The sequence below is a fragment of the Geomonas anaerohicana genome (assembly GCF_016458305.1).
Taxonomy (GTDB): domain Bacteria; phylum Desulfobacterota; class Desulfuromonadia; order Geobacterales; family Geobacteraceae; genus Geomonas; species Geomonas anaerohicana.
Genome location: NZ_JAEMHL010000007.1, coordinates 230988 through 246421, shown reverse-complemented (window position 1 = coordinate 246421; position 15434 = coordinate 230988). Strand labels below are relative to the sequence as shown.

13 protein-coding genes are annotated in these 15434 nt (G+C 66.1%); all 13 read right to left on the bottom strand.

Features of this window, described 5'->3' with window-relative positions:
• Position 1 precedes the first annotated feature (1 nt).
• Complete coding sequence (locus JFN91_RS14650; protein WP_199389925.1) at positions 2-2041, bottom strand: glycosyltransferase; 2040 nt, start codon at positions 2039-2041, stop codon at positions 2-4.
• Positions 2042-2102: 61 nt separating this feature from the next.
• The gene (locus JFN91_RS14645) at positions 2103-3281 is read right to left on the bottom strand and encodes a glycosyltransferase (RefSeq protein WP_199389924.1); all 1179 of its coding nucleotides are present in this window, start codon (positions 3279-3281) and stop codon (positions 2103-2105) included.
• 17 nt (positions 3282-3298) lie between these two features.
• On the bottom strand, positions 3299-4708 hold the full coding sequence (locus JFN91_RS14640; RefSeq protein WP_199389923.1) for a hypothetical protein: 1410 nt from the start codon (positions 4706-4708) through the stop codon (positions 3299-3301).
• A complete protein-coding gene (locus JFN91_RS14635; RefSeq protein ID WP_199389922.1) occupies positions 4705-6522 on the bottom strand; it encodes a glycosyltransferase family protein in 1818 nt (605 codons plus the stop codon). The genes JFN91_RS14640 and JFN91_RS14635 overlap by 4 nt, the downstream gene beginning before the upstream one ends.
• The gene (locus JFN91_RS14630; RefSeq protein WP_199389921.1) at positions 6519-7307 is read right to left on the bottom strand and encodes a class I SAM-dependent methyltransferase; all 789 of its coding nucleotides are present in this window, start codon (positions 7305-7307) and stop codon (positions 6519-6521) included. Before JFN91_RS14630 ends, JFN91_RS14635 begins: the two co-directional genes overlap by 4 nt.
• Before the next feature lie 85 nt (positions 7308-7392).
• The gene (locus JFN91_RS14625) at positions 7393-8688 is read right to left on the bottom strand and encodes an ABC transporter ATP-binding protein (RefSeq protein WP_199389920.1); all 1296 of its coding nucleotides are present in this window, start codon (positions 8686-8688) and stop codon (positions 7393-7395) included.
• Positions 8689-8699: 11 nt separating this feature from the next.
• The gene (locus tag JFN91_RS14620; RefSeq protein ID WP_199389919.1) at positions 8700-9539 is read right to left on the bottom strand and encodes an ABC transporter permease; all 840 of its coding nucleotides are present in this window, start codon (positions 9537-9539) and stop codon (positions 8700-8702) included.
• Positions 9536-10300: a glycosyltransferase family 2 protein gene (locus JFN91_RS14615; RefSeq protein WP_236015157.1), complete on the bottom strand. Its 765-nt coding sequence runs from the start codon at positions 10298-10300 to the stop codon at positions 9536-9538. Before JFN91_RS14615 ends, JFN91_RS14620 begins: the two co-directional genes overlap by 4 nt.
• Positions 10284-11051, bottom strand: a complete 768-nt coding sequence (locus tag JFN91_RS14610; RefSeq protein ID WP_199389918.1) for a glycosyltransferase family 2 protein — start codon at positions 11049-11051, stop codon at positions 10284-10286. The genes JFN91_RS14615 and JFN91_RS14610 overlap by 17 nt, the downstream gene beginning before the upstream one ends.
• Positions 11048-12025, bottom strand: coding sequence for a glycosyltransferase family 2 protein (locus tag JFN91_RS14605; RefSeq protein ID WP_199389917.1), 978 nt, complete (start codon positions 12023-12025; stop codon positions 11048-11050). Before JFN91_RS14605 ends, JFN91_RS14610 begins: the two co-directional genes overlap by 4 nt.
• Complete coding sequence (locus JFN91_RS14600) at positions 12022-12864, bottom strand: decaprenyl-phosphate phosphoribosyltransferase (protein WP_199389916.1); 843 nt, start codon at positions 12862-12864, stop codon at positions 12022-12024. Before JFN91_RS14600 ends, JFN91_RS14605 begins: the two co-directional genes overlap by 4 nt.
• On the bottom strand, positions 12861-14582 hold the full coding sequence (locus JFN91_RS14595) for a tetratricopeptide repeat protein (protein ID WP_199389915.1): 1722 nt from the start codon (positions 14580-14582) through the stop codon (positions 12861-12863). The genes JFN91_RS14600 and JFN91_RS14595 overlap by 4 nt, the downstream gene beginning before the upstream one ends.
• Entirely contained in the window at positions 14563-15426 is an 864-nt protein-coding gene (locus tag JFN91_RS14590; protein WP_199389914.1) for an ABC transporter ATP-binding protein, read from the bottom strand. The genes JFN91_RS14595 and JFN91_RS14590 overlap by 20 nt, the downstream gene beginning before the upstream one ends.
• Positions 15427-15434: the final 8 nt, after the last annotated feature.

The window sequence follows — 15434 nt, the reverse complement described above, 5'->3', positions numbered from 1 at the left end:
GTCACCCTGCCCTGCGACGGCGCAGCTGCAGCCGGAGCATGTTCTTAAACCGCGTCACATGCCATTGCAGCAGGCGCAGAGGCTTGGTGATGCGCCAGCTCAAGGATTTCTCCAGGAACAGGTCGACGGTGTGCTCGATGCCGAAGTTGTAGGGAACCTCGAGGAGCGCCCGTTTCAGCGGCTCCTTCGACGCGGTCTCCCGGCTCAGCATGGCCTGGAAGAAATCGTCCCACTTCGGTATTTCCATCTCCCGGGTGAACCCCTTGATGCGCTCCAGGTTCTCCGCGGAGAGTTTCATCCGCTCCTGCGGATCCTGGGCCAGGGCGATCAGCTTCTCTTTCAATGCCTCGACCGTGCGCTGCATGAGGATGTAGCGCTTCTGCTCCGGGCCGAGCAGCTGGGGCACGATGCCGACGTCCGTGGAAATGACCGGAACGCCGCAGGCCATGGCCTCGAGGACCGGGTTGGGCGTCCCCTCGATGGAGGAGGCGCAGACATAGACATCGATGGAGTTGTAGTAATCGACCATCTTGTCGTACGGGATATGCTCGACCTTGCGGTCGGCGAAGCGCCCAGTGACTCGATACCCTTCCTGCCGGAGCTGGTCGAGCGCCGGTTTGATGATGGTGTTGAACCCCTTGAAGTCAGTGGCGTTCACGTCCATCCCCCAGTCGCTGTTGCCCGCCCACCCTACCACGAGAGGGCGGTCTAAGTCCAGCAGGCGGGAGGTGTCGCGCGGGTGGAAGCGGGCCAGGTCGACGCCGTCCTCGATGATCCGGTACGGCGCCGGGTAGGAGGGGAGCATGGAGTAGGTGTGGAACAGGCGCTGGGAGCTCACCACGTACCCGTCGGCCAAGTACTTGAACAGGATCCGGTAGTCGCGCAGGTCCTGATCCGAGAGCAGGCAATGATCGTAGATGGAGAAGCTGAGCCTGGTCCTGATGAAGGACTCGGGGACCTCGGGGGTGCGCTTGGGGATGGTGCGCAAAAGGTGCAGGTACAGGCACAGGATGGTGCCGCGCCAGAAGAAATGCACCAGGTCGTACCCCTGCTGGTACAGGTCGGCAAGGAGCCGGTCATAGTCATGTCCGTAGGAGGCGCTGTAGACGATGTGCAGGTCGTACTTCCCGGAGAGGTGGCTGACCACGTTGCGCGATATGTTGCCGAAGGCCCAGTTTTCCACGTCGGCGACCAGGGCGATGCGCGGTTTCCCCTGCGGCCGCGCCGGTGCCGGCTGCTCATCTTGTTGCGGCGCCAACCCGAGCGAGACCATCTGCTGGTCCACCCACTCCTCCCAGAAGTCCTCCAAGAGGAGGTCGTGCTTTTCTGCGATGCGCCGGTAGGAGTTTGCCAGCACGTCCTTGTCGTAGCGGTCGCGCACCGCCTTGCGGTCGGCCTCGGTGCTAAGCGGCACCAGGTGATCGTGGGTCAGCTCGATGTCGGGCACCAGCAGCGCGCGCACCGGAGCCCCCGCCAGGACGCCGCGCAGGCTCAACTCGAAGTCCTCGACGCCGACGAAGAGTCCCTCGTCGTAGCATCCCAGGCGGTCGAAGAGCGTCCTGCGCACCAGCGCGGCGCCGCCGGGGAAGTTGTTCATGCGGTTGCCGGTAAGGGGCACGAAGCCGGCCTGTCGCCCCTGCACCTCGATATCCATGAACTTCGCGTAGCAGCCGTCGTGGTGGTTGTACAGGCGCGGCACGATCGCCTCGACGTCGAGCTCCGCGTAGTGCTGCAGGCGCTCCAGCCAGCGCGGGGTCTCCATGACGATGTCGTTGTCGACAAAGAGGAGCCAGTCGGCGCTGGTCTGCGCGATGAGGCGGTTGCGCCCGGCGCTCACGCCGAGGTTTCGCTCCGCGTGCAGCAGCTGCACCTGGGGGTGCGCCGCCGCCCACGCCGCGAAGGTCTCCACCGCCGCGGCCGACGAGCCGTTGTTGAGGACGAGGACGGGAATACCGGCGGGAAGCAAGCTCGTCACGCAGTGGATGGTCTGCTCGACTTTCTCGTAGAACAAAACGCAGGCTGCGACTAAAGGCTGTGACATAGACTCCTTTTTACCTTCCACTTTTGCTTTCCGCCTTGCGGCGACAACCGCGTCCGCGGCACTACTTCCGATACAAGGACTCCAAAAGTGCGATGCTGGCCTGAGCCATGGCCGAGGGAGCAAAGTGCCGCCCGGCCCTTTCTTTCAACGCCCTGCCGGTCCTTTCCCTCAACTCCCGGTCCTTCATGAAGGCGAGGATAGCAGCGGCCAGCGCATCTGCGTCACCTGGCGGCACCAGGCCATGCTCACCCTCGTGCCCCAGAGCGCCCCTGATCCCGGGGATATCGGTGGCAACAACGGCAAGGCCGGCGCTCATGGCTTCCAATACCGCATTGGGCGTCCCTTCCGCCAGGGAGCTGTGCGCATAAAGATCCACGGCGCCGAGAAGCCCCGAGACATCGTCGATGCCGCCAAGGAACCTCACCTTGTCCTCCAGGCGCAACTCGCGCGCCTGTGCCCGCAACTCCCCTTCGGCTACAGAGAAGCGCCCGGCCAGCAGGAGGATTACGTCCGCGTTGTCCCCGAGGGTGTCCAGGACCGTCCTCCATGCCCGCAGCAGGGTGGCGTGGTCCTTGAAAAAGTGCAGATTGGCGACCATGCCCAGCGCGAAACAGTCGGCGCTAATCCCGAGCCCATCCCGCCATGCGCTACGGTCTCTTACCGGCTCGGCCAGCACGACGCCGTTGGGGATGATGCGCACCTGCTCGGCAGCAAGGGCGTACCTCTGCAGCAACGCGTCCTTCCCCTGCTGCGAGTTGGCCACGAAACCGCTGCTCAGCTTGACGGCGAGACGAAAACGGAGGCTCGATTGCAGCCCCCTCCCCTCGTCGCGCTGGTTCCAGACGCACAGCCGCGCGCCGGACAGGCGCCAGGTCAGGCCGCAGGCGACGTTGGGACGCCAGGTATAGGGAAGGATGACGTCCGGCCTGGCCGCGCGCATGGCGCCCACAACCCGGGACAGCTCCCTGACAAGCGCGATGCCCCCCCGGGAGAGATCCAACGGCACGCCCTGCCAGGGTATGCCCATCTCGCCGCAGAGTTCACTGATCTTACCCTGACCCTCGCTCAGGCCGAGCACGGAGACCGCCATGCCGAGCGACTGCTTCAGGTGTGCTGCAAGCAAAAGCCCCTGCCGTTCGGCGCCCCCGAGCTCGAGGCAGTCGAAAACAAACAGCGCCCGCCTGCCAGCCAGACCATGCTCCATCGTCAACCCTTCCGTGCTCTTGTTGCGCTGCGTCATGCCGTGATCCTGCCCCGTCAGCGGTAGACGAGGATGAGGTTGCGGTCGGCGCAGCGCTCACCGGAGCCGTAGTCGAGGATGCTTTCGGCCCCGAGGAGGTCGCGCATCTCCTCCAGCGTCACACCGGTCCCCGTGCCGCGAAAATCCTTGGAGAGTCGGTTGTGCTCCAGGACGATCAGGTTGTCCGTCATGCGCCGCGCGTCCTGCAGCAGGCGCCGGTAGTGGTCCGGCGAATCGCAGTGGCCGCTCAGGATGTGCAGCAGGATGGTGTCGAAGCGCTGTCCCCCCCCGAGCAGAGCGCCGAAATGCTCCAGCATGCAGTAGGAGGTGCTGGGAAGCTTGGACTCCCCCCCGTCCTGCTCGAACCACCTCGGCACGCCGATCACCTCCAGGTTGTTGCCGCCGCGCAGGTAACGGCACACGACGGCGAAGGTCCTGGTATGGATGGACCAGGGGCGCCGGCGCCCGCGCCTGTTGTCGATGGCCTCGGGAAGGGGCCTGCGGGTGCGCTCGTCCTGCAATAGGACCAGGTCCTGCTCGGGAAAGACAGGCTCCACCTGGGTGCCGAGCCGGCATGACAGGGTGACGATCTCCTCGATGGCCGGGTGTTTGGCGATGAAATAGTCGCAGAGCAGGTTCGAGCACCACACCAGCATCGGGTGGTAACGGTTACTGTACAAAAGCTCCGGGTACAGCCGGGCGAGGTCGCCGTGCAGCAGGTAGAGCGGGGTTTGGCGCAGCAGCTGTCGCAGCCGCAAAAAGGTCGCCTCGTCCCTCAAGAACCCGGAGCCGAATGCGGCGGTGAAGGGCCAGCGGGGGTAGTCGGACCGGGAGCCGCAGAGCATGGTCGCGTAATAGGTGTCGATGTCGCCGACGGTCCTCGAGTTCACCAGCAGCCCCGCTTCGGCCGCTTCTGCGCTCAGGCCGTAGCTTGTCTGGAAGGCGGCGGCGTCGAAGGTGAGGTTGCTCCAGAGTTCTTTCTCCAGCGCGAAGAAGGGATCCTTCTCCACGCCGCCGCGGAGCTGGCCCGGCTTCGCAGGCCGGACGCCGTTCAGCAACGCGATGGCGCGCGCGTTGAAGGTGACCTTGAACAGGCGCTGCAAAAAGGCGATGCGGTTATCGCTGGCAAGGATGAGATCGCGCATGTTCCGGAAGTGCAGCAACTGGTCGTAGTTGTAATCGACCGCGACGATGCGCTTCAGCCCCGCCGTCCGCGCCGCCAGGGCGATGACGTGGAAGAAATGGGGGTTGGCGACGCCGCACAGGACGGTATCGCTGTCGTGGCGCTGCGGTTGCGGCTGCAGGGAGAGCACGTCGTTACTCAGGAAGTAGAAGTTGCCGCTCGGCACCTCCGCGATCGGAGACACGGTGTAATGGTCGTCGCCGACGGGGTCGATGCTGATCCCCTGGAAGTGAAGTCTTTTCATCGTCCACCACCGTTTGCCGGCGCGGGGCGCAGCGGGAAGCGGCACTCCGCCACCAGGGGGGTCAGCTTCGACGTTACCGAGACCGGGACCAGTTGGGGAACGTAGAGGTCCGGCAGGGCGTACAGCCTGACCTCGCGATAGTAGCACCGGAGCACCCAGTAAAACTCCCCCGCGCTCCATTCCCTGACGTGCTGGTAGTACTCGGGGGGGCCGTCGTGGTCGTGGCCGGGATTGCGGCGCTTGTTGGGCGTGGTCAGCAGGGCGCGGTCGGCAAGGCTGCAGCAGAGCTCGAGGAACTGGTTGTAGTCGCCGACGTGCTCGATGACGTCGATGGAGACCACCAGGTCGTAGCGCCGCCCCGGCGCAAGGGCCTCTTCCTCCTGGCAGTAGTTCACGTTGCTCCGGGCACGGTGGGTCCTGGCCCATTCCAGCACCGCCGCGTCCCGGTCCACGCAGGTGAAGCTGCGCGCCGGATCGGCCGAGGCCTCGTAAGCGAAGCAGCCGGTCCCGCACCCCAGTTCCACGATGGAGCGCGCATCGCGCACCAGCGGCGTGCAGGCCCAGTTGAGGGCGACCATGTTGGGCCACTCGAAGAATCCGCCGCTAGCGGCACGCTGCTCCTTCTCCTGGAGGTTGACGCCGCCGGCCTCGTCGCGCTCGAGGTACGGCAGGGACGGCGCGGCCGGCGCTGCCATGGCCATGTCCGCGGCGCATTCGCCCTTTTTCTGGTAGCCAAGGCGCTGCGCCACCTGGTCGGCGGTGCCCAGGACCCGCTCCCTGAGCCCCCTGGGGGGAGCCGTGGAGGGCATCCAGACCGCGGCCTCTTTTTTGAGGCGCTCCTTGTCCCGGCACCACTGTGCGAAGGTGTCGAAGTAGTAGCGCCAGATCTTCTCCTCGGTGAACCGCTCCCGGTAGGCGCGCAGCCCGTTGGCCGCGATGCGTCTGCGCTCCTCCTCGTGGGTGAGGTAGTAACGGGTCAGTTCCACGCACTCCTCGATGGTGTCGAAACCGACCACCTCGTCTCCCAGCGCCAGCACCTGTCCGGTCCTGCACTTGTTGTCGCAGATCTGCAGGACCCCGCTGGCCAGCAGGGCGAAGAAGCGCAGGTTCACCGGCCCGACGCCGTTATGCACGTTCCAGCCGATCCTAGCCCGGCGGTAAGCGGAGCGGCGCTGCTCGACGTCGGCATACCCGCCGGGCCAGCCGCGGCCATGAAACAGGGCCTGAGGGAATTCACGCGCCAGCAGGTCCAGGCGGTCCCGGCGCCAGTGTCCCTCCCGCTCGCCGAAAAAGACCAGGTCCAGCGGGCGCTCCTCGTTGAGCACCGTTTCCGGTGTCAGGGCGGGATCGAAGTCGTCCCCCACGAAGGCCAGCGGGGCCCAGGCGTGGGTGCGCACGCCCCAACTCTCATACAAGGGGGCGCAGGAGAGATTACCGATGAGGCAGGCGTCGGCGTAGGGGGCGACCGGCCGGGACAGCTGCGGCGAGACCTCGGGGTCGTCGAAGCAGCCGTACACGTTCAGGCATTCCAGCTCGGCAAGCCAGGCGGGGTGGACGTTGGCGCCGTTGAAGTTCCAGAAGACGTCGGCGCCCTTCAGCGCTTTTTTGAGGCGCTGCTGCATGTCGACGAGTTGCAGGTCGCGGGACTGCCAGCGCTGGTCCAGCTCGGCGAACTGGTAGCGCTCCCTTGGCGCCCCCGGGGTGAGACAGAACCCCTCGACGTCGAACCCCAGCGACCTCGCCCTGGTCACCACAGCCTCGTGCCACTCGCGCGCGTACTCCGACCACGCTATGTACCCGAGCACCACTTTCATGCTGCGCCCCCGTCCCCCTGGGCCACCACGTAGAGGCCGGTCCAGGAATCCTGGAGATGCAGGATCCTGCCGGTCAGGATGCCGTCGCGGTAAAGCTGCTCCACGCCGCTGCAGACTTCGTTGATCCAGCCGTACACCCTGGCCAGTTCCGGGTTGAAATCGTGCCAGACGATGATGCTCCCCGGCCGGCATCGTTTCAGGATCTTCCTGGTGTCGTTGTAGACGAAAGCGGCGTCGTGGCACCCGTCGATGAAGGCCACGTCGATGGGACCGAAGTCGGGTTCCCAGCGCGCGGTGTTGGCGAAGATCTGCCTGACGTTGGCAAGTCCCTTGGCGCGGTAATACGAGCCGATCTCTTCTTTGGAAGGGGCAAAGGTGACGTTTTTGCCACCCTCCGCGATCTCCTCGGGGGGGATGTTGACCGTGTACACGGTCGCTAAGGGCGCGTTGACCGCAAGGAGCGCCGTGGTCCGGCCGTGCGAGGTGCCGATCTCCAGTATGATGCCGGGGTCGCCGTTGCAGCAGGCGCTGGCGAGGACCTCGGCGTCGCGCAGGCGGCGGTCGTTGAGGTCTTCGAGGTAGGCGAACTGGTGCAGATGGTCATCCTCGAGGATGGGCGCGCGGCTCCACCCCAGGGCCTTTTGCAGATACCCCAGGTTGCGGACCGTCAGCACGTTGGCCTCGAGGTGGCAGTGGGGCGCCGGACGCCCTTGAGGGGCCAGGGGACTGGCTCCGCCAGGTGCCTGTCCCCCTTTTTGGGAAAGCTTCGGGAATCTAAATTTCACGGGCATCTCGCATAGTAGGCTTCATGGCAACCTCCGTCGCCTCGGGTTACAAGAATCGTCGGAGGGCAAATTCCTCTTCACATAACTACCGTAGTGGCGTTACCGCCTCGTTCTCCCAGCTGAGCGTGGGGGCCAGCTTGCCCCGGAAGGTGTCGCCCAGGTAGGCCTTGTTGTACCGGCCGGTCTGCTCGACCTTCAGCTTGATGCGCACCCCCTCGGGGGAGGTACAGGCCCTGACGTTGAAGATGCTCGCCCTGACCCGGATCTCGTAACGGGACGGACCCAGGAGGTTGGCGGGGATGGTGGCCCGGGAGCGATAACGCCCGGGATGGACTACCGGGATGCCGTCGCTTTGCTCGTCGTGGAAACTCCGGAAGAGGATGGTGCCGTACTCGTCGCACAGGTCGAAATAGACCCTGAGCCCCGTGGTCTGCTGCAGCACGTCGTACTCGATGGCCAGGTCGAGCGGTTGGCCGTTTTCCACGACCTCGTCGCAACCCCTTCCCTGCTGCGACAGGTCGATGGCGACCAGACGGAAGGCGGGGTCGGGGGGAAGCGCGGCGATGCGCCCGGCCAGGTCGCCGCCCCCTTCGTTGACCATACCGTCGCGCAGGTACTCGTCGATGGCCCGCTCCGGGGTGTCGATGCAGGCCACCTTCCCTTCCCTCAGCACGATGGCGCTGTTGCAGAGGTATCTGACCGCCTGCATGTTGTGACTGACAAAGAGCACGGTGCGGCCTTCACTCCCCACCGTTTCCATCTTCCCCAGGCATTTCTTCTGGAATTGCGCGTCGCCGACCGCCAGCACCTCGTCGACAATCAGGATCTCGGGCTCGAGATGCGCGGCCACGGCAAAGGCCAGGCGCACGTACATCCCGGACGAGTAGCGCTTGACGGGGGTGTCCAGGAAGGTCTCGACCTCGGAGAAATCGACGATCTCGTCGAACTTCTTGACGATCTCCCCCTTGCTCATGCCGAGGATGGCGCCGTTGAGAAAGATGTTTTCCCGTCCGGTGAGCTCGGGGTGGAAACCGGAGCCGACCTCCAGCAGGCTGGCCACCCTGCCGCGGACCCGGGCGCTGCCGGTGGTGGGCTGGGTGATCCGGGACAGGATCTTGAGCAGGGTCGATTTGCCGGCGCCGTTTCTGCCGATGATGCCGACACGATCGCCGCGCGCGATGTCGAAGGAGACCCCCTGCAGCGCCCAGAACTCCTCGCTGACCCGCGCCGGTGCGGGGGCGGGGCTCAGCGGGTGCAGCAGCCTGTGCCCGCAACGGGCGACGCCCCGGCTCAGAAGCTCGCGCAGGGACGAGTCATCCTGCCGGATGTGCGAGATGGTGTACTTCTTTCCCAGGTTGTCTACGCATATGGCGCTGGGCATGGCGATGGTTCCTATATCACGTCCGCGATTACACGCTCCGCCTTCCTGAAGTACCAGATGCCGGAGAGCAGCAGGCACAGGGACAGCGAAGAGGAGAGGATGATGCCGGGCCAGTACAGTTCCGCGGCCCCGCGCAGCAGCGACCACCTGAAGCCGTCTATGACGCCGGCCATCGGGTTCAGGGAATACAACAGGCGCCACCTCTGCGGGACGAGCTCGCTGGTGAAACCGACCGGGGATAGGTACAGGCCGAACTGGAGCAGAAACGGCACGAGGTGCTTGAAGTCACGGTACTTCACGTTCAGTGCGGCGAACCACAGCCCTCCCCCGACCATCGGCAGCGCCCCCAAAAGCAGGAACAGCGGCAGGAACGCGACCCTCCAGTCGGGAAAGTACCCTGAGCAGAGCATGAGCACCGCCATGATGGCCAGGGAGATGACGAAGTCGATCAGGCTCACTGCCATGGCGGCTGCGGGCACGATGATGCGCGGGAAGTAGATCTTGGTCATCAGGTTCGCGTTGCCGATCAGCGAGGCGGCCCCTTCCGAGAGGGCGTTGGCGAAGAAGTTCCAGGGGAGCATCGCCGCGAAGACCAGGAGCGGATAAGGGACGCCGTGGGACGGCAGCTTGGCCAGGATGCCGAAGACGGCGCTGAAGGCGGCCATGGTCGCCAGCGGGCGCAGCACGCTCCAGGATACGCCGATGACGGTCTGCTTGTACCGGACCAGCAGGTCGCGCCAGACGAAGAACCAGAACAGCTCGCGATAGCGCCAGACGTCGCGCCAGTAGTGGAGCACGGGACGGTCGGGCTCAATCAGCAGTTCCGGCAGCGCAATCTCTTCCGTAGTCATGGTCTGTTCCTGTTCATGCCCCGCGCGTTGGCCACCAGCCGGAGCAGGCTCGCCGGCGAGCGCAGGTAGCTTGCGGCGTGCCGCAAAAGTATCAAGAGCACCATGGCCCCTTTCTGCCACAACGCCATGGACCGGTCGCGGGAGTCGGGGCGGATCCGGTATTGGAAGAGCGGCTCCGGGACGCGCGCCACCCTGGCGGCGCCCCGCGTCATGGCGATCCAGAAGTCCCAGTCCTCCCAGCCGAAACGGAAACCGGTGCAGTACCCCCCTACCCTCTGCCAGTCGCTCTTGCGGTACAGCGCGCTGGCAAAGAGCAGGTTCTCGCTGAGCTGCCTGACCGGGCAGAATTCGGGTAGGCTCAGCACCCCCGCTGCGCCCCCGGTCAACTCGGCGTCGCAGGAGACGATGTCGACCTCCGGCTCCTCCTTGAGCGCCGCAACCATCCGCTCCAGCGCATGGGGGAACAGCAGGTCGTCGCCGTCGAGCGGCAGGATGTACCTTCCCCGGGCGGCGCCCACACCTTCGTTTCTGGCCGCCGCCACGCCGCGGTTGGGGGTGCGCAGCACGGTCACCCCGCCGGCCGCGACCTGCCGCAACTCTTCCAGCGTGCCGGGATCGTCGGAGCCGTCGTCGACGACGATCACCTCGAAGTCCCTGAAGGTCTGCGCCCGGACCGAAGCAACCGCCTCCGCGACATACCCGCCCATGTTGAAGCAGGGTATCACCACCGTCACCAACGGCGTATCAGGACGCAGCGCCATGTCGCACACTCCAGCGGTTGGGGAGGAACTTCAGGGCGAAATAGACGAGGTGCAGCACCCTTTGCACGGGCTTGCCGCGCAGGTAGCGGCAGCGGACCTGGAACTCCTCCCGGAAGGCGGCGTCGATGTGCCGCACCGACGTGCTGTGCGGGTGGACCCGGAAACAGGCGACGGGGAGGTCCAGCCGGCGCGGCGCGCAGCGCCGCCCGAGCCTCAGCCAGAGGTCGTAATCCATGGTGTAGCGCAGCGCAGGGTCGAAGCCCCCCACCGCTTGCAGCACGTCCCTCCGTACGAAGGTGGCCGGGTGAAAGAGGATGTTGCCGCGCAACAGCCGCCGGTAGGACCAGCGGCGCGGAGCGTACGCCGCGACGACCTCGCCGCGGCTGTCCACGTAGCGGATGCCGCCGGTGACCCACTCGGTGGCCGGGTCGTCGAACGCGTCCGCCACCTTGTGCAGCACCGAGGGATCGGCAAAAAAATCGTCGGCGTGCAGGAAGCCGACCACGTCCCCGGTGGCCAGCGCCAGCCCCTTGTTCATGGCGTCGCCGATGCCGCCGTCGGGCCCGCTGGTCCAGCGCAGCCTCGGTTCGTCCTGCGCCGCCCGCTGCACGATCTCCAGGGTCCGGTCGGTGGAGCCGCCGTCGACCACGATCTGCTCGAGATCGCGCCAACTCTGGCTGGCGACGCTGGCCAGCTGCTGCTCCAGGTACTGCTCGGCGTTGAGGCAGACGGTGACGATGGAGATCTTCACGGCCGCAGCTCCGGGCCGCCGGCGCCGTTGGCCATCAGCCTCAGTATCATCCCGGCCCGGTCCCATCTGCCGCACAGGGCGCGCAGCGCCGCCTCGGCGAGCAGCACCAGGTACACGGTGGGAATGGTGAGCGGGTGGTAACGCCTGGCGAACCTGATCCGGTTGCGGATGTTGTAGAAGTCGCAGGTGAAGCTCTTCTGCGCCGGGTTGCTGCTGGTGCCGATGCTCGCCCCCACCTTGTGGTAGACCATGCTCTCAGGGGCGTAGCCCAGGGTGAAGCGGCCGCGCCCGCGAATGGCCCAGTCCGCCTCTTCGAAGTACAGGAAATAGTCCTCGCAGAGTAGCCCGACCTCGAGCAGGAACCGGCGCGAGACCAGCATGGACGCCCCCTCGACGTAGTTCATGCGCCGCTTGGCCCGCGCCGTCAGCGGCTGCGCCGCACTCCAGCGGGAGAAACGGCCGTAATGCCAGGGGAGCCCGAGGAAGCGATGGTAGTAGCCCCCCCCCAGCGCCTGGATCCGGTCCCGGTCGTGGTGCAGCCTGATGGTGGAACCGCAGATCCCGACCGCCGGGTCCTGCCGCATCGCGGCCACCAGGTGGGTCAGGGCGTCGGGTTCGACCACGGTGTCGTTGTTGAGCAGCCAGCAGAAGGCATCCTGCCGCGCCAGGGCGTAGCGCAGGCCGACGTTGTTGCCACCGGCAAAGCCCAGGTTGGCGCCGGTCTCGATCAGGGTGAGCCAGGGCCGCTCGGCCGGGTCGCCGCCCGCTTCGGCCTCGGCCCGCCGGTAGCGGGCGATGCTCACGCCCTGCTGCACGGCCCAGTCGGCGATGCGCTGCAGGGAATCGTCGCTGGAGCCGTTGTCGCAGACCACCACGGCGAAATCGGGGTAGTCCAGGCGGAGCAGGCTCTCCAGGCATTCCAGGGTATCGCGCCAGCCGTTCCAGTTGACGACGATGATGCTGACGCGGCTCACCGGTAGACGCTCCAGACGACGATGGCGGCCCAGGTCAGGCTGACGGCGAGCAGGACCCGGTCCTTGAGCAGGGATTCGGTGGGATCGCCGCTGCTGCCGGTGGTGACCCGGATGATGTAGCGCAAGAGGCCGAACAGGCACAGCGGCACCGTGTAGATGAGCCTGGGGCGGAACACGACGTACATGGTGTAGGTCACCAGCACCGCGGCCCCGGTCATGTACATGGTCCCCGCCAGGAACCCGGGGGGATACCCAGAGAGACTGGCACGGTGGTCGCCGGCGCTGTCACCGAGGGCGTTGGTCTCGCTGAGCCGTTTGCCGGTGCTGAGGAAGATGGCCAGCAGGAACACGGTCAGAAAGAGCCATGGGGAAACCGGGATGGCAAAGACCTCGCCGCCGGCGTGGAGGCGGATCAGAAACCCGGCCGCTATGGCGAAAAGATCGACCAGGATCATCGACTTGAAGATAAGGGTGTACGACAGCGACACGGCAACGTAGGACAGCAGCAGCAGCAGTACCGGCCACGGAAAGCGCAGGGCGAGCCCGATGCCGGCAATGAGAAGCACGGCGGCGTAAAGGGCGGCGGCGGAGACGCTCACCTCTCCCGACGGGATGGGACGGCGGCTCTTCTTGGGGTGGAGCGCATCGCGCTGGCGGTCGAGCAGGTCGTTGAAGATGTACCCCGCGCTGGAGACCAGGCAGAAGGAGGCGAAAAGGAGCGAGCCGCGCCGGGCGGCGTCCGGCGTCAGCATCTGCCCGGCCAGGAACAGGGGGAAGAACAGCATCAGGTTTTTCAACCACTGCGTCGGGCGCAGCATGGTCAGGTAGTGTGGTGTCATGGAACCGATCCGAGTTTGCGCAGGTACAACGCCGCCGGCTGCCGATAATGTGAGTCGGCAGGCGCGAGGCGGTAGGCGCGGGAGAAGAACTCCGCGGCCCTGGCCTTGTCTCCGATAGCGAGGCAAAGCTGCCCGCTGCGGTAGAACCAGAAGGGATCATAGCGTTTTTTCCCCAAGAGATCCAGCGTTTCCAGGATGTCAAGGGTCAGGGCGACCTTCTTCTCGCCGGAGAGGGTGGTAAGTCTCCTGCTGTCGGCCTTTTGCAGCAGCTCGAGAAAATCCGCGTTGGCCTCCTGCTTGGTCTTGAAGGTCTGGAAAAACTGGGTGCGCACCCCGAGGTAGTCCTCGCGGGCAAAGGCGACGCCGAGCAGGTTGGCCTTGATGAGCAGCCGCATGGACTCGCGCTTGTTGAACCGCTGCGCCGTGGCGAAGGCCTCGGCCGCCTCCGGCACCCGGTCGTGCTGCAGCAGCTGCCCCCCCAGTTCGTTGTAGACCGACCCGAAGCCGGGCGAGCGGCGCACGGCCTCCTCGAAGAAGGCGGGCTTGTCCTGCCAAAGCAGCGTGCGCTTCAGATCCACGGCGCTGCAGGAAAGGACCAGCACACCCAGCAGTGCCCACAGCAGCGGGCGCGACGCCTGCAGCCGCATGGGGACCAGGGGGGCGACCGCCACGGCACTGCAGGCGCAGGGGAGATAGAGGTAGCGCTCGGCGTACGGGGTCCAGGCCACCTGGTTCACGGCGACCAGCACGGCGGGGAGCACCATCAAAAGCGCCGCGGCGAACCAGGCCGCGGCAACGCGGCGGCGCACGAAGAGCCAGGCGAGAGCAGGCAGCAGCAGAGCGCCCAGGAACGCGAGGCGCGGGTCGGCCTCGGTGATGGCGAAGTTCAGGGGGAGCGGCCAGACCAGCTTTCCGGCGTAAAAACCGAGGGCGACCAGGGCGTCGCCGAGCGCACGCCACTGGCGCAGGGCAGTGGCGGAGGAGAAGCGGCTGAGGGCGCTGGTCCCGGAGTGGAACAGCAGGGCTGTCAGAACCACGAGCAGCGCCGGCGCAGCCATGAGACCCAGCGCGCCCGCCCGCTGCCTTAGCGAAGCGGCGCCGGCCCAGACCAGGGCGAGCAGCAGAAACACCCCGCCCGCGGCGAGCGCGGTCTCCTTGGTGAGCAGGGCGGCCAGCAGCAAAAGAAGCGCCAGGGCGAGATCGCGCCACCGCGGAGACGAGAGCCAGCGCAGCCAGACGAACCAGGCGGCCAGCGCGAAGAGGGTCAGCAAAAGGTCGGATCTCCCGGCGATCCAGGCTACCGCCTCCACGTTAACGGGGTGCAGGGCGAAGACGACAGCGGCCAGGATGCCGGCCCAAAAGGAGACGCCGTCACCCTGCCCGCGGCAGGCGGTGCGCGCCAGCAGGAAGACCAGCAGGGTGTTGAGGCAGTGCAGCAGGATGTTTTCCAGGTGCATGACCCTCGGCTCCATCCCCCACAGGGCGTTGTCGAGCCAGAAGGTGAGTTCCAGGAGCGGACGGTAGTAGTAACCGTGCCCGGGCAGCAGGATCTGGGACAGCGGCGGGGACGAGGAGTACAGGTTGACGATGCCGGGATCATCGACGGAATGGATGCCGCTGAGCAGAGCGGGATAGTATACCGCGAGGATCAGGGAGACCAGCAGCAGGCAGGCGAACAGCGTGTGGCGCGGGGTGATGTTAATGTCCCACGATATCAAGGAAAAACGCCTCCATGCTCTTGCGGCGCGGCTCGACCTTCAGTATCGACCTGCCGGCGGCGACGGCATCGCTGATGACGCCCTGCAGTTGCGCCTCGGCCACGACGCGTTCCTCGACGCTCCCGTCTGCGGCCGCAATGCTGACCGCGTACCCTTCGGTGCCGCGCATGAGGATGTTCTCCACGCGGTCCACCACCTTGAGTTCGCCGTGGTTGATGACGGCGACGCGGTCGCATACCTTCTCCACGTCGTCGGTGATGTGGGTGCTGAAGAAGACGCACTTGCCGCGCCTCTTCAGGTCGAGCACGATCTCCTTGACCAGGGCGCGGCCGATGGGATCGAGCCCGCTCATCGGCTCGTCGAGGATGTACACCTCGGGGTCGTGCAGGAGCACCTGGGCAAGCCCGACCCGCTGCACCATCCCCTTGCTGTAGGTGCGGATCAGGCGGCGGCGCGGCTCCCACAGTTCGAGCTGCTTCAGGACCTCCTCGCAGCGGCGGGACAGCAGGTCGCCCTGCATGCCGAAGGCCCGCCCGACGAAGAGCAGGTACTCCTCCGCGGAGAGGTAGTCGTAGAAGGCAGGGTTCTCGGGGAGGTAGCCCACCGAGGTGCGCGCCTCGGCCGAAGCGATGTCCCTGCCGAGGATGGTCGCGCTCCCGACGGTGGGGCGGATCAGGCCCATCAGGCACTTGATGGTGGTGCTTTTGCCGGCGCCGTTGGGGCCCAGAAAGCCAAGCACCTCCCCCTGCTCCACGCAAAGGTCGATCCCCTTGAGGGCCTCCACGGTGCGCAGCTTTTTGCCTCTGAAGGTTTTACCCAGTCCACGTATCTCCAATGCGTACATCACATCCC

What these genes read in the sequence shown, in the direction of transcription:
- JFN91_RS14650 (WP_199389925.1), bottom strand. Translation starts at nt 2,041, where the DNA reads ATGTCACAGCCTTTAGTCGCAGCCTGCGTTTTGTTCTACGAGAAAGTC.
- JFN91_RS14645 (WP_199389924.1), bottom strand. Translation starts at nt 3,281, where the DNA reads ATGACGCAGCGCAACAAGAGCACGGAAGGGTTGACGATGGAGCATGGT.
- JFN91_RS14640 (WP_199389923.1), bottom strand. Translation starts at nt 4,708, where the DNA reads ATGAAAAGACTTCACTTCCAGGGGATCAGCATCGACCCCGTCGGCGAC.
- JFN91_RS14635 (WP_199389922.1), bottom strand. Translation starts at nt 6,522, where the DNA reads ATGAAAGTGGTGCTCGGGTACATAGCGTGGTCGGAGTACGCGCGCGAG.
- JFN91_RS14625 (WP_199389920.1), bottom strand. Translation starts at nt 8,688, where the DNA reads ATGCCCAGCGCCATATGCGTAGACAACCTGGGAAAGAAGTACACCATC.
- JFN91_RS14620 (WP_199389919.1), bottom strand. Translation starts at nt 9,539, where the DNA reads ATGACTACGGAAGAGATTGCGCTGCCGGAACTGCTGATTGAGCCCGAC.
- JFN91_RS14615 (WP_236015157.1), bottom strand. Translation starts at nt 10,300, where the DNA reads ATGGCGCTGCGTCCTGATACGCCGTTGGTGACGGTGGTGATACCCTGC.
- JFN91_RS14600 (WP_199389916.1), bottom strand. Translation starts at nt 12,864, where the DNA reads ATGACACCACACTACCTGACCATGCTGCGCCCGACGCAGTGGTTGAAA.
- JFN91_RS14590 (WP_199389914.1), bottom strand. Translation starts at nt 15,426, where the DNA reads ATGTACGCATTGGAGATACGTGGACTGGGTAAAACCTTCAGAGGCAAA.